This window comes from Streptomyces sp. NPDC005803, assembly GCF_040630435.1.
In the GTDB taxonomy this organism is placed as follows: Bacteria; Actinomycetota; Actinomycetes; order Streptomycetales; family Streptomycetaceae; genus Streptomyces.
The window spans coordinates 165,521-184,544 of record NZ_JBEXXO010000016.1 but is presented as its reverse complement, the minus strand read 5'-3'; the positions used below and the strand labels follow the sequence as shown (position 1 = coordinate 184,544).

Genomic DNA, 19,024 nt, shown 5'->3' with positions numbered 1-19,024 from the left:
CAGGGGCTGTCGTTATGCGGAACGGATGGGGGGCTCGGGCAAGTCGGTCGGCGTTGGGGGTTGGCAGGCGATGGTGGTGCGGCAGCACAGGTCCGGAGGCGGGGCGCGCGCTGTGTGCGCCCTCGTCGTGGTGGGCGTGATGGTGGCGGCCGCCGGATGCGCCGTGGACGGCGGGAGCGGTGCCGCGGCCGAGGACCGGTCGGGTCCCGGCGCCGTCGAAGCGGTGCGGCGGGCCGCCACGGTGCTCGCCGGGCCGGGAGCCGAGGCCGGGAGCGCGGAGGTGAGCACCTCGATGGAGACGGCGGCTGGTGGCACCCGGGTGACGATCAGGGGCAAGGGGACGTACGACTTCCGTACCCAGTCCGGGCGGCTCAGGGTCGTGCTGCCGCAGGACGCGACCGGGGAGGACGAGCACCGGCCCATCACGGAACTGCTGGCCCCCGGCGCGCTCTACATGATGAACCGTGGCGCCGGGGTGCCCGCGGACAAGTGGGTCAGGATCGACACGACCGCGCTGGCGGACGGCAATCTGGTGACCGGCGGGGTGACCGATCCGATGGCCGCCGCCGAGCTGCTGCGCGGGGTGCGCTCGGTGACGTACGTGGGCGAGGCCGACCTGGCCGGGGTGACGGTGCGGCACTACCGGGGAACCACCGACATCGCGCGGGCCGCGCGCCGGTCCTCGGCCTCCGCGCGGGGGGCGCTGACGGCCGCGGCGCAGGGGTTCGGCACGGTCGCGGTGCCGTTCGACGCGTATCTGGACGCACAGGGCAGGCTGCGCAAGGTGCGGCACCGGTTCAGCTTCGCCAACGAGGGACCGGCGAGGGAGGTGGTGTCGACGACGCTGCTGTACGGGTTCGGGGTGGCGGTCTCCGTACCGCTGCCGGACCCGCGCGACATCTACACCGGGGAGATCGAACCGGGGCGGCGGGAGTGACCGTCCCGGGTGACCGGGCCGCGGTGCCCGGCCCCTTCTAGGCATCTGGCGGCGGCGAAATGGTCCGTCCGTGCCATGCGCGGGATGTGCCGCCCTCCCTACCCTGGGAAGTCGGCGACGGCAGTGAGAGGTGAGTGACGTGGTGACGCTCAGCCCGCGGACCGTATCGGACCATGTGGCCCTCGCCGAGATCGAGCTGTGCGGAGAGCTGATGATCGCGGCGTCGGCGGCGATCGGGGAGCGGCTCAGCGCGGACCGTATCGACGAGGTGCTCGACGTCAAGGTGACCGCCGAGCGCACCACCGTCCCCCGGCAGGCCGAGCACCGGGGGTGACGGGGCGGGCGGCGGGTGCGGAGCCGGGCCCGGTGCTCAGGTGCGCAGCAGGCGGGCGATGGCCTTGGTGGCCTCCTCGACCTTCGCGTCGACCTCTTCGCCGCCCTTGACCGCGGCGTCGGCGACGCAGTGGCGCAGGTGCTCCTCCAGCAGCTGGAGCGCGAAGGACTGGAGCGCCTTGGTGGACGCCGAGACCTGGGTGAGTATGTCGATGCAGTAGACGTCCTCGTCGACCATGCGCTGCAGGCCGCGGATCTGGCCCTCGATGCGGCGCAGGCGCTTGAGGTGCTCGGCCTTCTGGTGGTGGTAGCCGTGGATCCCCCGGTCGTGATCGGTCACGATCGCTTCGGCGGGAGCCGTGGCGCCGGCCGCGTCCGTGCCCGTGCCGGCTGCCGCTTCCGGCGACCGCTCCGCCTCGGTGGCCTCGGTGGTGGTCATTGCTGCCTCCCGTTTTCCCTTTACCCTGCCGTTTGAATACCCCGGGTGGGTATATCCTAACGAATTCAGCTGAAACGTGACCGGGGCCCCGTGCTGATCACTGTGCCTGATGCGCGACACTGAAGAATGCCGGTTAGCCGTGGCCGGATGATGCGCCTAGCATCAGCCTGACCGAATCCAAAGCACCCCGAGGACCCCACGTGCGCTTTCGTCTGACCCCCAGGGAGACGAGCTTCTACGACATGTTCTCCGCATCCGCGGACAACATCGTCACGGGCTCGAAACTCCTCATGGAACTGCTCGGGGCGGATTCTGCCTCCCGAGTCGAGATCGCGGAGCGCATGCGGGCAGCGGAGCACGCGGGGGACGATGCCACCCACGCGATCTTCCACCAGCTGAACTCCTCATTCATCACGCCGTTCGACCGCGAGGACATCTATAACCTGGCGTCGTCGCTCGACGACATCATGGACTTCATGGAGGAGGCCGTCGACCTGGTCGTTCTGTACCAGGTCGAGGAGCTCCCCAAGGGTGTCGAGCAGCAGATCGAGGTACTGGCGCGCGCGGCCGAGCTGACCGCCGAGGCCATGCCCGGTCTGCGCACCATGGACAACCTCACCGAGTACTGGATCGAGGTCAACCGCCTGGAGAACCAGGCCGACCAGATCCACCGCAAGCTGCTCGCCCAGCTCTTCAACGGCAAGTACGACGCCATGGAGGTGCTGAAGCTGAAGCAGATCGTGGATGTGCTGGAAGAGGCTGCGGACGCGTTCGAGCACGTCGCGAACACGGTGGAGACCATCGCGGTCAAGGAGTCCTGAACCACGTGGACACCTTTGTGCTGATCGTGACCATCGGCGTCGCGCTCGGCTTCACCTACACGAACGGCTTCCACGACTCGGCGAACGCGATCGCCACGTCCGTCTCCACGCGCGCGCTCACCCCGCGCGCCGCGCTGGCGATGGCCGCGGTGATGAACCTCGCCGGCGCGTTCCTCGGCAGCGGGGTCGCCAAGACCGTCAGTGAGGGCCTGATCGCGACGCCCGAGGGCAACAAGGGGATGGGCATCCTCTTCGCGGCGCTCGTCGGCGCGGTCATCTGGAACCTCGTCACCTGGTACTTCGGGCTGCCGTCGTCGTCCTCCCACGCCCTGTTCGGCGGAATGGTCGGTGCGGCGCTCGCCGGCGGGACGCTGGTCCACTGGGACGGCGTGCTCGACAAGGTCGTCATCCCGATGTTCATCTCGCCGGTGATCGGCCTGGTCGTCGGGTATCTGGTGATGGTCGCGATCATGTGGATGTTCCGGAAGGCCAACCCGCACAAGGCCAAGCGCGGGTTCCGGATCGCCCAGACCGTCTCGGCCGCCGGCATGGCGCTCGGTCACGGTCTGCAGGACGCGCAGAAGACGATGGGCATCGTGGTGATGGCCCTGGTCATCGCCGACGTGGAGTCGCCGAGCGACCCGATCCCGGTCTGGGTGAAGCTCGTCTGCGCGCTGATGCTGTCGCTGGGCACGTACGCCGGTGGCTGGCGCATCATGCGTACGCTCGGCCGGAAGATCATCGAGCTGGACCCGCCGCAGGGCTTCGCCGCCGAGACGACGGGGGCGTCGATCATGTTCGGCTCCGCGTTCCTGTTCCACGCGCCGATCTCGACGACGCACGTCATCACCTCGGCGATCATGGGTGTCGGCGCCACGAAGCGGGTGAACGCGGTCCGCTGGGGTGTGGCGAAGAACATCATCCTGGGCTGGTTCATCACGATGCCGGCGGCGGGACTGGTCGCCGCCGCGAGCTACGGGATCGTCGCGCTGTTGTTCGGTTAGCGGTCCGCGGACCGTACGGACGCATGGGTCCGCCCCGCTCCCCTCACGGGGGAGCGGGGCGGACCCTTCGCCTTGCGGTGGCACCGCCATGCAGCACCTCAAGGCCGTCTGGGCTCAGCCGAAGCGGCCGGAGATGTAGTCCTCCGTGGCCTGGACCGAGGGGTTGGAGAAGATGCGCTCCGTCTCGTCGATCTCGACGAGCTTGCCGGGCATGCCGACCGCCGCGAGGTTGAAGAACGCCGTGCGGTCCGAGACCCGGGCCGCCTGCTGCATGTTGTGCGTCACGATGACGATCGTGAAGCGTTCCTTCAGCTCGCCGATCAGGTCCTCGATGGCGAGGGTGGAGATCGGGTCCAGGGCGGAGCACGGCTCGTCCATGAGCAGGACGTCGGGCTCGACCGCGATGGCGCGGGCGATGCACAGACGCTGCTGCTGACCGCCGGAGAGGCCGGAGCCGGGCTTGTTCAGCCGGTCCTTGACCTCGTTCCAGAGGTTCGCGCCGCGCAGCGACTTCTCCACGATGTCGCTGAGCGCGCTCTTGCGGTACTTGCCGTTGAGCCGCAGGCCCGCCGCCACGTTGTCGAAGATCGACATGGTCGGGAACGGGTTCGGGCGCTGGAAGACCATGCCCACCGTGCGGCGCACGGTGACCGGGTCGACGTTCGATCCGTACAGGTTCTCGTCGTCCAGCAGCACCTTGCCCTCGACGCGGCCACCGGGGGTGACCTCGTGCATCCGGTTCAGGGTGCGCAGGAAGGTGGACTTGCCGCAGCCGGACGGGCCGATGAAGGCGGTCACGGAGCGGGGCTCCACGGTCATGGAGATGTCGTCGATCGCCTTGTGGCTGCCGTAGAAGGCCGACAGGCCGCTGATGTCGATGCGCTTGGCCATCTGAATCACTGCTTTCCGCCGGACCTAGCGGCCGGTCTTCGGGGCCTTCCAGCGGGCGATGCCGCGGGCCACCAGGTTGAGGATCATGACGAAGGCGATCAGGACCAGGGCGGCCGCCCACGCGCGGTCGTAGGACGCGGTCTCGCCGATCTTGTACTGCTCGTAGATGTAGAACGGCAGTGACGACTGGGCGCCTTCGAAGGGGTTCGGGTTGATCAGCTGGCTGCCGAAGACCAGCAGGATGATCGGCGCGGTCTCGCCGGCGATGCGCGCGATGGCGAGCATGACGCCGGTGGCGATGCCGCCGATCGCGGTCGGGAGGACCACCTTGAGGATGGTGCGCCACTTCGGGATGCCGAGGGCGAGGGAGGCCTCGCGGAGCTCGTTCGGTACGAGCTTCAGCATCTCCTCGGTGGAGCGGACCACGACCGGGATCATCAGGATCGACAGGGCCAGGGCGCCCATCAGGCCGGAGGGCTCGAGTCCCGCGATCAGCATGATCGAGAGGACGAAGAGACCGGCGACGATGGACGGGATGCCGGTCATCACGTCGACGAAGAAGGTGACGGCCTTGGCCAGCGCGCCCTTGCCGTACTCCACCAGGTAGACCGCGGTGAGCAGGCCGATCGGGGCGGAGATCACCGTGGCGATGCCGACCTGCTCCAGCGTGCCGATCAGTGCGTGGTAGACGCCGCCGCTGGCCTCGGGGCCGAGGACGCCGGCCATCGAGTGGGTCAGGAAGTAACCGTCCAGGCGTTCCGAGCCGCGGCTGATGGTCGTCCAGAGCAGGGAGGCCAGCGGGACGACGGCGATCAGGAAGCAGACCCAGACGAGGCTGGTGGCGAGGCGGTCCTTGGCCTGGCGCTGGTTCTCCACGACGCTGGTCGCGACGTACGAGATCGCCAGGAAGAGCAGCGCGGAGAGCAGGCCCCACTGGACGCGGCTGTGCCAGCCGGCGGCCGCCCCGATGCCGACGCCGAGGGCGATCGACACGACGGCGAACCCGAGCGGGGCCAGGCGGGGAAGGGCCCGGCTGCTGAGGCTGCCCACCGGCGCGGGCGGTGTGGGCGTCGGGCGTTCCTGGACGCTGGTGGATGCGTGGCTCATGCGTTGGCCCCCGAGTACTCCTTGCGGCGGGCGATGATGAGCCGCGCGGCGCCGTTGACCAGCAGGGTGAGGACGAAGAGGACCAGGCCGGAGGCGATCAGGGCGTCGCGCCCGAACGCGTCGGCCTCGCCGAACTTCGCGGCGATGTTCTGGGCGAACGTCCCGCCGCCCGGGTTGAGCACGTGCAGCGAGATGAGGAAGCTCGGCGACAGGACCGTGGCGACGGCCATCGTCTCGCCGAGCGCACGGCCGAGGCCCAGCATCGAGGCGGAGATCACGCCGGAGCGCCCGAAGGGCAGCACGGAGAAGCGGATGACCTCCCAGCGGGTGGCCCCGAGCGCGAGCGCGGCCTCCTCGTTCATCCGGGGGACCTGGAGGAAGACCTCGCGGCTGACGCTGGTCACGATCGGCAGGATCATGATGGCGAGCAGGATGCCGACGGTGAAGAGCGAGCGGGCGACGCCGATCTCGGTCTTCTCGAAGAGGTACGTCCAGCCGAAGAACTGGTCGAGCCAGAGGTTGAGGCCTTCGAGGTACGGCACGAGGACGAGCGCGCCCCAGATGCCGTAGACGATGCTGGGCACCGCGGCGAGCAGGTCGATGACGTACGCGATCGCGCCGGCGAGCTTGCGCGGTGCGTAGTGCGAGATGAACAGGGCGATGCCGACAGCGATCGGAACCGCGATGACCATCGCGATGATCGAGCTGACGACGGTGCCGAAGAGCAGGACGGCGATGCCGAAGACGGGCGGGTCGCCGGCCGGGTTCCAGTCGAAGGTGGTGAGGAAGTTGCCCTCGTCCTCGGAGATGGCGATCGCGGCGCGGTAACTGAGGAACACGGCGATCGACGCCATGATCACGAGCAGCAGGATGCCCGAGCCGCGGGACAGGCCCAGGAAGATCCTGTCGCCGGCGCGGCCCGTGGACCTGGGCCGCGGGCGTGGGCCCGGCGGGGCCGGTGGGATTTCTGTCTGTGTGGTGGAAGCCATGGTCTTTCCGGTCTGTGTGGGGGAGTCGGGGGCGCCTGTCAGGCACTCTCCGGGGCTCCCCTGGCGGCGGTGCACCGGATGGGTCGGGGTGGCGGGCCGGTCCGGAGGGGTGCACCGGACCGGGCCGCCTGTTGCGTCGTGCGTCGTGCGGGTGGGGCGGCGTGGTTACGAGAGGCCGGCGACCGTCTCGCGGACCTTCGCGTTGATCGCGTCGGGGATCGGGGCGTAGCCGGCCTCGGTGAGCAGCTTCTGGCCGTCCGCGGAGGCGGTGTAGGTCAGGAAGGACTTGACGGTGCCGAGGGTGTCGGCCTTGTTGCCGGTGTCGCAGACGACCTCGTACGTCACGAGGACCAGCGGGTAGGCGCCGTCGGCCTTGGTGGTGTAGTCGAGGGAGAGCGCCAGGTCCTTGCCGGTGCCCTTGATCTTGGCGGCGGCGATGGCCTTGGACGCGTTCTCCGAGGAGGCCTTGACCGGGGCGGAGCCACCGGTGTTGATGTCGACGGTGGTGATCTGCTGCGAGGCGGCGTACGAGAGCTCGAAGTAGCCGATCGACCCGTCGACCTGCTTCACCTGGGTGGCGACGCCGGACGAGGAGGTGGCGCCCTGGCCGCCGGGGGCCGGCCACTTCTTCTCGGCTTCGTACTTCCAGTCGGCCGGGGCGGCCGCGCCCAGGTACTTGCCGAGGTTCTGGGTGGTGCCGGAGTCCTCGGAGCGGTGGAAGGGCTGGATCGCCTTGTCCGGGAGCTTGGCACCCGGGTTCAGCTTGGCGATCGCCTCGTCGTTCCACTTCTTGATCTTCGTGTCGAAGATCTTGGCGAGGGTGGGGGCGTCCAGCGTGAGGCTGTCGACGCCGTCGAGGTGGAAGCCGATCGCGATCGGGCCGCCGACCATCGGGAGGTTGATGCCCTGGCCGCTCTTGCAGATCTTCTTCGAGTCGGCGACCTCCTCGGGCTTCAGCGCCGAGTCGGAACCGGCGAAGCCGACGGTGCCCTGGTTGAAGGCGACGATGCCCTCGCCGGACGAGGAGGAGTTGTAGTTGATCTCCACGCCGGAGCAGGCCGCCATGTACTCCTTGACCCAGAGGTCCATGGCGTTCTTCTGTGCGCTGGACCCGGAGGCGCGCAGCTGACCCTTGGCACCGTCGCACTTGACGTTCGACGCGGCCTTCGTCTGGCCGCCGCTCCCGCCGGTGTCGCCGCCGCTGTTGTTGTCCGAACCGCACGCCGTGAGGACCAGGGCGCCGGAGACGGCGAGGGCACCGAGCGCGGTGGCACGAAGCCGGTTCTTGCGCTGAAGCTTCACTTTCGGGTGTTCCTTCCAGGAGCCGCCGCGGTGGTTTCGGTCTACGACGGCGTGCGAGGGAGTGGTGCGGTGGGCGTGTGCCGTGCACCTGGTACGTCCGAAATTAGGCAGAACAGGTGAAGCGGCCGACGGGGGTGAGTGAACGAGAGGTGAACCTTGACCTACGGCGAGGTGCCGCCTTTCGCCGCCCGCCCGAGGGGCGGAACGGCACGGGCCGAGGGGGGCTCCGGAACCCTGGATCAGGTGGAATTCCGACGGTGCTACCCGAAGGGTGGTATCGCTTTGTCATTTCCCGGAGGGCAGGCCCGGTGGAAGTCTGAGCGGAATGTGCGCCGGCTCCTGTGGAATATGCCTCCGGGCCGGCCCGGCGGGGAAGGGAGCAGATGTATCGCGAGAGGGATCGGTGCGCTCAAACGGTGTGGGGGGACGCATTCAACCGACTTCGACATGCACCGGAATGCGATAGCGCAGTGAACCAGTGCCGGGTGACTCTGCATCAGGGGTGTGGGTACGTACTCGCGCGTGCCGGTGGTTCTCCACGGCCTTGCCGCTCTCGCCGGCGGTGCGGTCACGATCGCTCCGGCCGCGCGCGTCGCGGGATTCGGTTGCCCCGGAGTCAGGTCGACGTCCGGCGGGTGACGGTGACAGCCGAGCCCGCCTCACCGGCGCTGATGCGCGCGTTGCTGAGCGTCGCACCGCTGTCGGCGGCAGCGCGGGGAGCGCCGGCGGGATCCACTCGCTCATGACGCCGGACTCGCCGCCGTTTACGCCGCCGGAAAGTGCCTCACGTAAAGGCCGTCACGTAGGCGTCCGGTGGCTGTTACGGCAACAATTCCGGCGGGATAATCTCTCTCGCTACCGATTGCGGCGACAGCGGGACGGGCATCGCATTCCGTGCAGGAACTGCGATCCAGGGGGCGGTGCATCCGGCGATTCCCGGCACCGGGAATCGCGTGCCTCGTCGGCGGTCGCGATGGAGCGCCCTTCTGAGCGGCCCGGAAAGCCTGTCGGGGACGACGGGATCGGATGCGCGCGGGTGGTGCGGATCCGGGGCGCGGGAACACCGGGATCGGTGTCCGGGGGCCTCGACGCGCTATTTCACGGCAATTCGCCGGTGGAGCGAAGTGTGGTGACGAAGACGTCGACGAGCCACGCGTCCCGGTCCTGGGTGAGCCGCTCCCGCGCGGCTGACGGGGGGAGCCAGACGATGCGGTCGACCTCGTCGCTCGGCTCGAAGGAGCCCTCCGCCGCTTCGGCCGCCCAGTAGCGGACCTCCTTCGGCCGCCCGCCCGCCTCGTACCGGGCCGTGGGCAGCGCGGGGCCCGGCACGCAGTGGTGGCCCGTCTCCTCCAGAACCTCACGCAGCGCACCGTCGAGCGCCCCCTCCCCGCGCTTCAGCTTGCCCTTCGGGAAGGACCAGTCGTCATAACGCGGCCGGTGTACGAGGCAGAGCTCCACGTCCCCGACGGCGGACGCGGGGGAGCGCCGCCACAGCACGCAGCCGGCCGCCCGCACCACATCGCCCACCGCCCGGGTCATGGCCGGACCGCCGTCGCCGTCGCGTAGGGCCAGCACTCCCGGAAGACCGCCCGCGCCGCCTCCACCTCGTGGCGCTGGTCGGCGTGGAGCACCCCCAGGGCGTACGCGGTCGTCGGGGCGATGCGGGGGGTGCGGGCGGCCGCGGAGGCCGCCGCGGCCGCCTCCGCCGCGTCCCGGTGCAGATCGAGCGCGTGACCGGGGCCGGCCAGGACCGGGTCGGGGGCGCCCCGCACCACCTCGTGGGCGTACCGGTGCAGGCGCAGCAGCAGCCGGGTCTGGTGCCAGGGCGCGTCGTGGGCCTCGTTGTACGGCTCGGCCGCCTCGTCGGAGCGGAGCGCCGCGACGGCGCCGAGCAGCCGTTGTTCCGCCCGGTCGGCGGGCTCCCGCAGCAGCTCACCGGCGGGTTCGGCGGCCGCGGCGGACAGCGGGACCTCGGAGGCGAGGAGCGCGACCGCGTCGGCCACCGCGTGGAAGCGTGAGGAGCCGAGCGCCTGGAGCGCCGCGGAGTGGGCGCGGGTGCGGGCGAGGGTCAGCTGCCGTTCCAGCAGGGCTCCGGCGCGGGCGGCGCCGACGCCGAGGACGGCGCGCTCCTTGTCGACGACGGCGACGGCGGTGGCGGCGCCGGTCTCGGCGCGGGCCGCCGGCAGGGGCGCCCCCGACAGTCCGTGCAGTGCTTCGAGGAGCCGGGTCAGCCGGCCCGCGTACGCGTGCTCGCGGGCGAGGGTGCCGGACAGCCAGGCCAGTTCGGTGCGCAGGTGCTCGGCCCAGAGCGGGTCGAGCGCCGCCCGGAAGGTGTGCAGGGTGCCGCTGATCCGGCGGGACGAGCGGCGCAGCGCCCCGGTGGCCTGTTCGGCGGCCCGGGGTCCTGCGTCGGTGGGGGCACTGTTCTCGCGGTGCAGACGCAGGCTGCGCAGGAACTCCGCGGCTTGTGTCCGCAGGTACGGGGCGAGCACCGCCCCCGCGGTCACGTCGGCCTGTGTCTGGTGGTCAGGGCGTCGCACGCCGGCGCCTCCGGGCGTCAATGAGCATTTCCTGTACGTGCCGCAGCGGCCGGCCCTCCGCGTCCGTGGCGTGCCGGGTCCACTCCCCGTCGGGGCCCAGGTGCCAGGAGGAGGTGGTGTCGGCCATGCCGGTCTCCAGGAGCCGGCTGAGCGCTGCCCGGTGCGCGGGGTCGGTCACCCGGACCAGGGCCTCGATGCGGCGGTCGAGGTTGCGGTGCATCATGTCGGCGCTGCCGAACCAGACTTCGGGTTCGCCGCCGTTGCCGAACGAGAAGACCCGGGAGTGTTCGAGGAAGCGTCCCAGGACGGAGCGCACCCGGACGTTCTCGGAGAGGCCGGTGACGCCGGGGCGGATCGCGCAGATGCCGCGGACCCAGATGTCGACGGGGACGCCGGCCTGCGCGGCCCGGTAGCAGGCGTCGATGATCGCTTCGTCGACCATCGAGTTGACCTTGATGCGTACGTAGGCGGGGCGTCCGGCCCGCTGGTGCGCGATCTCCTTGTTGATGCGGACGATCAGCCCGTCGCGCAGTGACTTCGGGGCGACGAGCAGGCGGCGGTAGGTCTCGCGGCGTGAGTAGCCGGAGAGCCGGTTGAAGAGGTCGGAGAGGTCCGCGCCGACCTGCGGGTCGGCGGTGAGCAGGCCGAGGTCCTCGTACAGCCGGGCGGTCTTGGGGTGGTAGTTGCCCGTGCCGACGTGCGAGTAGCGGCGCAGGGTGTCGCCCTCCTGGCGGACGACGAGCGAGAGCTTGCAGTGCGTCTTCAGGCCGACGAGCCCGTAGACGACGTGGCAGCCCGCCTCCTCCAGCTTGCGCGCCCACTTGATGTTGGCCTGCTCGTCGAAGCGGGCCTTGATCTCGACGAGCACGAGGACCTGCTTGCCGGACTCGGCGGCGTCGATGAGGGCGTCCACTATCGGGGAGTCGCCCGAGGTCCGGTAGAGCGTCTGCTTGATCGCGAGGACGTCGGGGTCGCCGGCCGCCTGTTCCAGGAAGGCCTGGACGGAGGTGGAGAAGGAGTCGTACGGGTGGTGCAGCAGCACGTCGCGTTCGCGCAGGGCGGCGAAGATGTCGGGCGCGGAGGCGGACTCGACCTCGGCGAGGTCGCGGTGCGTGCCGGCGATGAACTTGGGGTACTTCAGCTCGGGCCGGTCCAGCGACGCTATGCCGAACAGCCCGGTGAGGTCGAGCGGTCCGGGCAGCGGGTAGACCTCGGCGTCGGACACCTTGAGCTCGCGTACCAGCAGGTCCAGCACGTACGGGTCGATGGACTCCTCGACCTCCAGACGGACCGGCGGGCCGAAGCGGCGCCGCATGAGCTCCTTCTCCAGGGCCTTGAGGAGATTCTCCGCGTCGTCCTCCTCGACCTCCAGGTCCTCGTTCCTGGTGACCCGGAACATGTGGTGCGCGAGGACCTCCATGCCGGGGAAGAGCTCTTCGAGGTGGGCGGCGATGACGTCCTCGATGGGGACGTAGCGCTGCGGTGAGGCCTCCAGGAAGCGGGTCAGCAGCGGCGGCACCTTGACCCGGGCGAAGTGGCGGTGTCCGCTGACCGGGTTGCGTACGACGACGGCGAGGTTGAGCGAGAGGCCGGAGATGTACGGGAAGGGGTGCGCCGGGTCGACGGCGAGCGGGGTCAGCACCGGGAAGACGCGCTGGCGGAAGAAGGTGAACAGCCGGGCCTGTTCCTTCTCGGTCAGCTCCGGCCAGCGGATCAGCTGGATGCCCTCGTCGGACAGGGCGGGGGCGACGTCCTGCTGGTAGCAGGCGGCGTGCCGGGCCATGAGCTCGCGCGAGCGGGTCCAGATCAGGTCCAGGACCTCGCGGGGCTGGAGGCCGGAGGCGGACCGGGTCGCCACACCGGTCGCGATGCGGCGCTTGAGGCCCGCCACCCGGACCATGAAGAACTCGTCCAGGTTCGAGGCGAAGATGGCGAGGAAATTAGCCCGTTCGAGGAGGGGGGTCGCCGGGTCCTCGGCCAGTTCCAGAACGCGTTCGTTGAACGCGAGCCAACTGCGTTCCCGGTCGAGGAACCGCCCCTGGGGCAGTTCGTCCCCGTCGGCGTCGGGTTCGTACGCGTCGGCATCGGCGTCGATGTCGGGATCGAGGTCGGCCGAGGTGGACAGGGCGTGGGAGGACGACGGGGTGGCGACGGCGTGCGGCCGGTGCGCGGCGAGGGAGCCGACGGACGGCTGGGCGGGGGGCTGGACCGAGGCCTCGGAGCTGGGCTGCTGGCTCATGGGCCCATTGTTCCGCGTGGAGTGCTCCGCAGGCGCGTCGGAGGGGGTGGAGATCGCGGAGATCGCACGCTCGGTGCGCTCTCTGCCGGGATCTCTCCCGTTGCGGGGGGTCGGCACAGCTGGCTGCATCCTGAGAGGGTCGCAAGGGTGTCTGAATGCCCGGTAACGGCGACATGACATGCAGGAAGCGGTGTGGCCGTGCCCCGGGGGGTTCGCGAGGCCAATGCAGTTGCCTTAGGACTGCATTGGCCGGAGGTAGCTCAGCTTCGCCCTTCGGTGATTGACGCCCGGCGCATGCTGACGTGGGTTTCACCTAGCCTCGCGGGCTGACCAGGGAGTGGCGCGTACTACAGTCCCAGCTCGTGACCGATGCTGCGCACCGCACTGCTGCGGACGACGACGCGCTTCTGGAGAGGCTGCACGCACTTGCGTGGGGCTTGGAGAGTGTGCCTCCCTCTCCTGGGCTTCTCCCGGATCAGCCGTTCCCGCCTCTCACGAAGACAGAAGCGGACCTTGCTGAACGCAGCCTCGGGTATCCCCTACCTGAATTGCTCCGCCGCATCTACACGGAGGTCGGCGACGGTGGGTTCGGGCCGGAAGGCGGCCTCGCGTCGCTGACACCGCGCCGTATTCCGCATTGGCATATGGGCGACTGGCCTTGCGCGACGACCATCCACGCCAAGCGGACGGAGTGGGGGTCGCCGGCGTCGTGGTTCTTCTTGACGGAGGGCGGCTGCACCATGAAGTGGTACGTCTCGTTGATAGCGGTTGATCACCCGGTCCTGCTCTGGGACGCAGACGGTTGGGAACCGGACTGGGGCCAGGAACCTCATGACGGCCTGCGTTATGCGGCGCCATCGCTGCGCCAGTGGCTGTGGACCTGGGCAGAAGGCGGCAATGTCTGGGACGAAGCGCTGGCACTACCCGATTAGGGGCCAGCGGGCGGTGGCAGAGCAGACGCATTCTGTTTTGCCGGTCGTCCTGCCCGGCGGGTGCTCTTCGGCTTCGCCGTCGGGTTGTGGGCCCAGCGACCGCGCTGCACCGTGTTGCGTCTTGCGCGGGTCCTCAGCACCGGCCATCGGTTCGGCTTCTTGATCGCACGTGGGCAGTCCCGGCTACGGCGGGTCGGTAGGAGGCGGCTGCGTGCTTCCTGCCTGGCCTCGGTGTAGGAGCGGGTTAGCTTGGGGACGGTCGCCCCCAGCTGGGACGGGATGCTGCGGCGAATGATGCGGACGCACTTCAGGTAGGAAACACGGTCGGTATCCACCGCTGGCCGGGCAAGCGCCGCTGTGTGGGCGAACTGGCGGATCGCGTGGTGGACGGCGAGGTAGGCCCATAGTTCCTGCCGGACGCCTTCCGGCGTGCGTGACCTGATCGGCCCGCCAGGGCCGAGGTGGTTCTTGATCTCGTCGAAGGCGAGCTCGATCTCCCAACGCTCCCGGTAAAGCGCGACCAGCTCGGCGGCCGGGTACTGCGCGGGGTCGAGCAGCGTCGTGCCCAGGTAGGTGACCTTGTCGTCCTTCGCGAAGGTGATGACCCGGTAGATCACGTGCTTGGGCAGCGTTCGGCCTTCTCGCGTGGCTCGGAGCCGGACATCCTTACCTGGTCGCGCCATCGACAGGTACGAGCCGTCCGGAAGTTCTTCTTGGGCGGTGCCAAGGTGGTTGGACTGGAGCCTGACCAGCAGATCCGCGCCCGCCACCGTGAAGACGTCAACGAACTCGACCGACCAGAAGCCGCGGTCGGCGATGACTAGGTCTCCGGGGCCGGTGGAGCCAGCCAGCGGGTAGGCGAGGCTGCGTTCGCCGTCGCGGTATCCGCCGAGACGGGCATCGAGGACTCCGTGCGTTCCGATCTCCGCGAGGACCACCGCCCTGACCTGGGGGAATCCGAAGGGGATGCCGCCGGTGGTAGAGGGGCCGTCGAAGGTGTCGCCGTTGCTTGTCGAATCCGGGAGATCGAACTGGGTGCCGTCCAGGGCGAGGAGCCGCAGCCCCCGCCACCACGCGCCAGGCGTGCCCAGCGTCGCGAGCGGGCCAGCCACCTGGCGGAACACGGTCTCCAGTACGTCCTCGCCGAGGCGGGCGCGAGCCCGGGACAACGAAGACCGGTTCACCCGCGCGAGGGCCCGGCTGCCCGGGATACCGCTGGTCAGCATCCGCAGTACCTCCTCGTACGACTCCCGGGCGAAGAGGCACGAGGCCAGTACGAAGTACACGACCAGCCGGGCCGGCAGAAGTCGGCGGCGTCGCTCGGCCCGGTCGTGCTTGGCTATCGCAGCGTCGACCAGCTCAGCGGTGAACACCTTCGTCAGGATCCCGATCCGCACCCGCTGGCCAGCGCCCCACCCCGTCACACATGGGGCAACGATGCCCGCAGCTCAAAGGCAACTGCATTGGGTTCGCGAGGCCCCCCGGGGCCGCGGACGCCTCTCAGGCGTGGCGGCGGCGCAGGACGCGGAAGGCGAGGGCGACCGCGGCGGCGGTGAGGAGGAGGACGATGCCCGTCCCGACCAGCTGGAGGGGCCAGAAGTGCGAGGCGGGGTGGTAGTCGACGTAGGCGCCGGTGACGTGGTGGTCCGCCAGGCAGCGGTCCGTGTCGGGTACGGGGCCCGGGTCGCAGAGGTCGCCGGGCAGCCGCCGGCCCCCCGCCATCAGGCCTCCGCCGACCCACAGGGAGTCGCCCGGCGGGCCGCCCGCGGCGTTCAGGGGCGTGACCACGGTGTCGACCGCCCACAGGCTGCTGCGTACGGCGCCGAGCGCGAGTGCCACCGCGCCGTAGGCCGCGGCTGTGATGCTCATGGCGAGGAGCGTGCGGCGCACCAGCAGCGCGACGAGCGCGCCGAGGGCGACGGCGAGCAGGACCGAGGCCGTGGGAAGCGTGCCCGTCGCGGCGTACGCGGTCGAGTCGTACCAGGCCACGCGGTCGCTGTCGGGGGAGGTCCGGCACCAGGCGTAGACGGCCGAGAGCACCGGCACCGCCACCACCGCGATCACCGCCGGAACGGCGAGCTTGGCGAGGAGCCAGCGGGCGGGGGAGACGGACTGGGACCAGGCCAGCCGGTAGGTACCGCTCTCCAGCTCCCGGCCGATCATCGGACCGGCGACGAACACGCCGACGGCCGCGGGCAGGACCATCATGGCGGCGCCCGCGTACCGCAGCACGTCCCTGAGCCATGCCTGGTGGCTGAGGAGGTCGTCGAACGCCGCGCCACAGCGGGGGGAGGTGTACAGGTACGAGCAGCCGGAATCCGCGAACGAGTCCGCCGTGCGCGCGTTCCACCACAGGGACGCGGTCAGCAGGACGACCCCGGCGAGTGCGAGCGCGCCCGTGATCCACAGGACGCGGCGGTGCTGGCGTAAGACGACGCGGGCCGGGCCGCGCAGGGCGAGGGTGCTCATGCGGCGCTCACCGCCGCCAGGGTCCCGGCGTCCGCGCTCGGCGTGAGCAGCGGGGGAGCGTCGGGCGACCGCAGGTGCGCCAGCAGCAACTCCTCCAGGGACGGTTCCGTGCTTTCCCAGGCCGAGGTGTCCACCGGGCCCTCCTTGCGGACGAGTGCGGTCAGCCGCCGTCCCGTGGTGCGGGACTCGACGACGGTGTGCGGGGCGAGGTCTCCGGCCGGACCGGTGAGCAGGGCGTGCGCGGCCAGCAGGTCGTCCGACTCGCCGCCGAGCCGGATCCGGCCGCCGTCGACGAGCAGGAGGTAGTCGCAGGCGCCCTCCAGCTCGGTGAGGATGTGCGAGGACATCACGATGGTGGTCCCGTGTTCGGCGGCCTCGGCCATGAGGGCGCCCATCAGCTGGTGCCGGCCGAGCGGGTCGAGGTCGGCCATCGGCTCGTCCAGCAGCAGGAGTCCGGGCCGCTTGCCGAGGGCGAGGGCCAGTGCGAGCCGGGTGCGCTGACCGCCGGAGAGCGTGCGGACCCTCGCGTCCGCGGGGAGCGGTGCGGTGATGCGTTCGGCGGTGGCCTGGTCCCAGGTCGCCGGGTTCAGCTCGGCGCCCGCCCAGAGGGTCTCGGTGACCGTCAACTGCGGGTACAGCGGCTTGTCCTGGGCGACGAACGCCATCCGGGCCCGGGCCTCGCCGGGCGTCGAGCCGAGCACCCGTACCGTGCCCTCGGCGGGCCGCAGGAACCCGGCGGCGACGCCCAGCAGCGTGGACTTTCCGGCGCCGTTGGGGCCGACGAGGGCGCACACGCGCCCCTCGGGCAGCCGGAACGAGCAGTCGCGCAGCGCCCAGCCCCCGCCCCTGCTCCGGTACTTCATGCCGAGGCCGACGGCCTCGATCGCAGCGCCTGTCATCCGGTCTGATCCCCCTCGAAAGCCTTGTCCAGTACGGCGGTGAAGAGCGCGCTCACGTCGTCCCTCTCGAGTCCGGCCGCGCGGGCCCGGACCGCCCAGTCGGTGAGTTCGGCGCGCAGCGGCGCGTCGTCGGCGGCGGCCGCGCCGCCGAGCGTCCGGGTGACGAAGGTGCCGAGGCCGCGCCGGGCCTCGACGAGGCCCTCGCGCTCCAGCTCGCGGTAGGCCTTGAGCACGGTGTTCGGGTTGATGGCGGTGGCCTCCACGACCTCGCGTGCGGTGGGCAGCCGGTCGCCGGGCTCCAGCAGCCCCAGCCGCAGGGCCTGTTTGGTCTGCTGGACGATCTGGAGGTACGTGGCGACGCCGCTGCGCCGGTCGATGCGGAACTCGACCGCTGCGGACTGTGCCATCTTCACCCCTTTCACTAATTGAGTAGTGAAAGGGTGCCGCAAGAGAGGGGCGACGTCAAGCGACGCCGCCCCTTGCGGTTCTGACGCGTGCTCAGGACTCCGTGCGGTACATCAGGTCCACCTCGTGGGTGGTGAAGCCCATCCGCTCGTAGACGGTCAGGGCCGCGGTGTTGTCCGCGTCCACGTAGAGCATCGCGGTGGGCAGCCCCTCGGCGGCCAGGTGGCGCAGCCCGATCGCGGTGAGCGCCTTGCCCAGGCCGCCGCCCTGCGCGTCGGGCCGGATGCCGACCACGTACACCTCGCCGAGCTGCTCGTCGGCGTGCACCTTCGTCCAGTGGAAGCCGATCAGCTCGCTGCCCCCGGCGCCGTCCCCGCCTCCGGTCGCGCGCTCGGCGAGGAAGAAGCCCTTCGGGTCGAACCACGCCTCGGCCTTGCGGTCGTCGAGGTCGCGCTGGGTCAGCGAGCCCTGCTCGGGGTGGTGGGCGAACGCGGCGCTGTTGACGGAGAGCCAGGCGGCGTCGTCCTCGCCCGGCACGAAGGTGCGGACGGTGACGCCCGGCGGCAGTACCGGCTCCGCGATGTCCAGCGGGCTCAACGGACGGCGCAACTGGCGGAGTTCGCGGAAGAGCGACAGGCCGAGCACCTGCGCGAGGTGCCGTGCCGCGGACTTCCCGCCGTGCGCCCAGACGCGCAGCCGCTTTCCGGTGGCGGCGAGCAGGGCCGCCCCGAGCGCCCGCCCGTGCCCGTGGCCGCGGTGCGAGGGGTGCACGACCAGCTCGGCGGCCGGCGCCTCGACGGGGTCGGTGTCCTCCAGTTGCGCGTACCCGACCAGCGTGCCGCCGGCGGTCAGCAGGAAGTGCCGCACGCCGTCCCGGTGCCCGCCCCGCAGCTGCAGCCGCCCCTGCTCGGACACGGCCTGCCGGCCGTCGGACCGTGCGGCTTCGGCGAGGAGCTCGGAGACGGCGACCGCCTGGTCGGGGGACAGGGTGTCGAGCGTCTGGATCTCGCGTCCGGGGGCGGGGAGGGGTACGTCAGTCGTCATGTGTACGAGCGTACGGCGGGGGCGGGGGTTCTGTGCCCTGCCCCTGTCGGGGCGCGGGGTTCTGTTGGCGCGGGGCGGGCCGGTTGTTCGCCCCGGTCCGGGGCGCGGGGTTCCGTCCTCAATCGCCGGACGGGCTTGGTGTGGTGCGGGTGCTCCGCGGGGTGCGGTGGTCCGGGGCGGGCTCGTTGTTCGCCCCGGTCCGGCGTCGGGGGTTCCGTCCTCAATCGCCGGACGGGCTTGATGTGTGCGGGTTGCTCCGCGGGGTGTGCGCCTGCCCGGTGGGTGGGGGTCCGGGGTCCCTCCGGGGCGTCTCCTCGGACGACGAACGTTCCGCGGGTACGCAGCGGACCCGGGTCGATGTTCGTCGTCCTGCGGGGACTCCCCTGCACGCCCCCGGCCCCGGCCGTCTCGCGTCTGCGACGGTCATATGGGCCGGTGTGCAGACGCGACTGATGCCGGGTGGGGGCGTGCAGGGCAGTCCCCGCAGAAAATGGCGTACGACCCGGGTACCGATGCGTCGTCGGGTGCACACGCCATTTTTGAGGAGTCTGCCCGGAGGGCCCCCACCCCCACCCACCAAGCAGAAGCGCCCCGCAGGGGACCCCGCGGGGAACCCGCACAAAAACAGCCCGTCCACAAATGAACAGAGTGGGGGAGGGGAAAAAGTTAATTG

At 70.6% G+C, this 19,024-nt stretch carries 18 protein-coding genes; 5 read left to right on the top strand and 13 right to left on the bottom strand.

Annotated elements, in window-relative coordinates; all coding sequences use genetic code 11:
- Positions 1–70: 70 nt before the first annotated feature.
- Together ABZ454_RS23300 and ABZ454_RS23295 are read left to right on the top strand one after the other, a co-directional pair.
- Complete coding sequence (locus ABZ454_RS23300) at positions 71–937, top strand: hypothetical protein (RefSeq protein ID WP_359540446.1); 867 nt, start codon at positions 71–73, stop codon at positions 935–937.
- Between the two features lie 139 nt (positions 938–1,076).
- Positions 1,077–1,271 (top strand): hypothetical protein, encoded by a 195-nt coding sequence (locus tag ABZ454_RS23295; RefSeq protein WP_359540444.1) that lies wholly within the window; start codon positions 1,077–1,079, stop codon positions 1,269–1,271.
- Between the two features lie 36 nt (positions 1,272–1,307).
- Here ABZ454_RS23295 and ABZ454_RS23290 read toward each other — a convergent pair whose 3' ends face one another.
- Positions 1,308–1,709 (bottom strand): metal-sensitive transcriptional regulator, encoded by a 402-nt coding sequence (locus ABZ454_RS23290; protein WP_356318772.1) that lies wholly within the window; start codon positions 1,707–1,709, stop codon positions 1,308–1,310.
- A 200-nt stretch (positions 1,710–1,909) separates the two neighbouring features.
- On the opposite strand from ABZ454_RS23290, the gene ABZ454_RS23285 reads away from it, so the two are divergent.
- Together ABZ454_RS23285 and ABZ454_RS23280 are read left to right on the top strand one after the other, a co-directional pair.
- Positions 1,910–2,530: a DUF47 family protein gene (locus ABZ454_RS23285; RefSeq protein ID WP_359540441.1), complete on the top strand. Its 621-nt coding sequence runs from the start codon at positions 1,910–1,912 to the stop codon at positions 2,528–2,530.
- Between the two features lie 5 nt (positions 2,531–2,535).
- Positions 2,536–3,534 (top strand): inorganic phosphate transporter, encoded by a 999-nt coding sequence (locus ABZ454_RS23280; RefSeq protein ID WP_356318774.1) that lies wholly within the window; start codon positions 2,536–2,538, stop codon positions 3,532–3,534.
- A 114-nt stretch (positions 3,535–3,648) separates the two neighbouring features.
- On the opposite strand, the gene pstB is transcribed toward ABZ454_RS23280, so the two are convergent.
- The 7 genes from pstB to ABZ454_RS23245 form a co-directional block, all read right to left on the bottom strand.
- The gene (pstB, locus tag ABZ454_RS23275) at positions 3,649–4,425 is read right to left on the bottom strand and encodes a phosphate ABC transporter ATP-binding protein PstB (protein ID WP_356318775.1); all 777 of its coding nucleotides are present in this window, start codon (positions 4,423–4,425) and stop codon (positions 3,649–3,651) included.
- 24 nt (positions 4,426–4,449) lie between these two features.
- A complete protein-coding gene (pstA, locus tag ABZ454_RS23270; RefSeq protein WP_356318776.1) occupies positions 4,450–5,532 on the bottom strand; it encodes a phosphate ABC transporter permease PstA in 1,083 nt (360 codons plus the stop codon).
- The gene (gene pstC, locus ABZ454_RS23265; protein ID WP_359540437.1) at positions 5,529–6,521 is read right to left on the bottom strand and encodes a phosphate ABC transporter permease subunit PstC; all 993 of its coding nucleotides are present in this window, start codon (positions 6,519–6,521) and stop codon (positions 5,529–5,531) included. The genes pstA and pstC overlap by 4 nt, the downstream gene beginning before the upstream one ends.
- A gap of 165 nt (positions 6,522–6,686) precedes the next feature.
- The gene (pstS, locus tag ABZ454_RS23260) at positions 6,687–7,823 is read right to left on the bottom strand and encodes a phosphate ABC transporter substrate-binding protein PstS (RefSeq protein ID WP_359540434.1); all 1,137 of its coding nucleotides are present in this window, start codon (positions 7,821–7,823) and stop codon (positions 6,687–6,689) included.
- Positions 7,824–8,921: 1,098 nt separating this feature from the next.
- Positions 8,922–9,362 carry an NUDIX hydrolase gene (locus ABZ454_RS23255; protein ID WP_356318779.1) on the bottom strand — a complete coding sequence of 147 codons (441 nt, stop codon included), beginning with the start codon at positions 9,360–9,362 and terminating at the stop codon, positions 8,922–8,924.
- On the bottom strand, positions 9,359–10,363 hold the full coding sequence (locus ABZ454_RS23250) for a CHAD domain-containing protein (protein WP_356318780.1): 1,005 nt from the start codon (positions 10,361–10,363) through the stop codon (positions 9,359–9,361). The genes ABZ454_RS23255 and ABZ454_RS23250 overlap by 4 nt, the downstream gene beginning before the upstream one ends.
- On the bottom strand, positions 10,350–12,602 hold the full coding sequence (locus tag ABZ454_RS23245) for an RNA degradosome polyphosphate kinase (RefSeq protein ID WP_359540431.1): 2,253 nt from the start codon (positions 12,600–12,602) through the stop codon (positions 10,350–10,352). The genes ABZ454_RS23250 and ABZ454_RS23245 overlap by 14 nt, the downstream gene beginning before the upstream one ends.
- 362 nt (positions 12,603–12,964) lie before the next feature.
- Between ABZ454_RS23245 and ABZ454_RS23240 the strand changes: the two genes are divergently transcribed.
- Positions 12,965–13,534: a hypothetical protein gene (locus ABZ454_RS23240; RefSeq protein ID WP_359540430.1), complete on the top strand. Its 570-nt coding sequence runs from the start codon at positions 12,965–12,967 to the stop codon at positions 13,532–13,534.
- Here the strand turns inward: ABZ454_RS23240 and ABZ454_RS23235 are convergent.
- From ABZ454_RS23235 to mshD, 5 genes are all read right to left on the bottom strand, one after another.
- Positions 13,531–14,931 (bottom strand): IS4 family transposase, encoded by a 1,401-nt coding sequence (locus tag ABZ454_RS23235; RefSeq protein WP_359540428.1) that lies wholly within the window; start codon positions 14,929–14,931, stop codon positions 13,531–13,533. The two genes, ABZ454_RS23240 and ABZ454_RS23235, sit on opposite strands and share 4 nt — an antisense overlap.
- A gap of 103 nt (positions 14,932–15,034) precedes the next feature.
- Positions 15,035–16,003, bottom strand: a complete 969-nt coding sequence (locus tag ABZ454_RS23230) for a hypothetical protein (RefSeq protein ID WP_359540427.1) — start codon at positions 16,001–16,003, stop codon at positions 15,035–15,037.
- Positions 16,000–16,902, bottom strand: a complete 903-nt coding sequence (locus ABZ454_RS23225; RefSeq protein WP_359540425.1) for an ABC transporter ATP-binding protein — start codon at positions 16,900–16,902, stop codon at positions 16,000–16,002. Before ABZ454_RS23225 ends, ABZ454_RS23230 begins: the two co-directional genes overlap by 4 nt.
- Complete coding sequence (locus ABZ454_RS23220) at positions 16,899–17,309, bottom strand: GntR family transcriptional regulator (RefSeq protein ID WP_356318784.1); 411 nt, start codon at positions 17,307–17,309, stop codon at positions 16,899–16,901. The genes ABZ454_RS23225 and ABZ454_RS23220 overlap by 4 nt, the downstream gene beginning before the upstream one ends.
- 91 nt (positions 17,310–17,400) lie before the next feature.
- Positions 17,401–18,351, bottom strand: a complete 951-nt coding sequence (mshD, locus tag ABZ454_RS23215) for a mycothiol synthase (protein ID WP_359540421.1) — start codon at positions 18,349–18,351, stop codon at positions 17,401–17,403.
- Between the last annotated feature and the right edge of the window lie 673 nt (positions 18,352–19,024).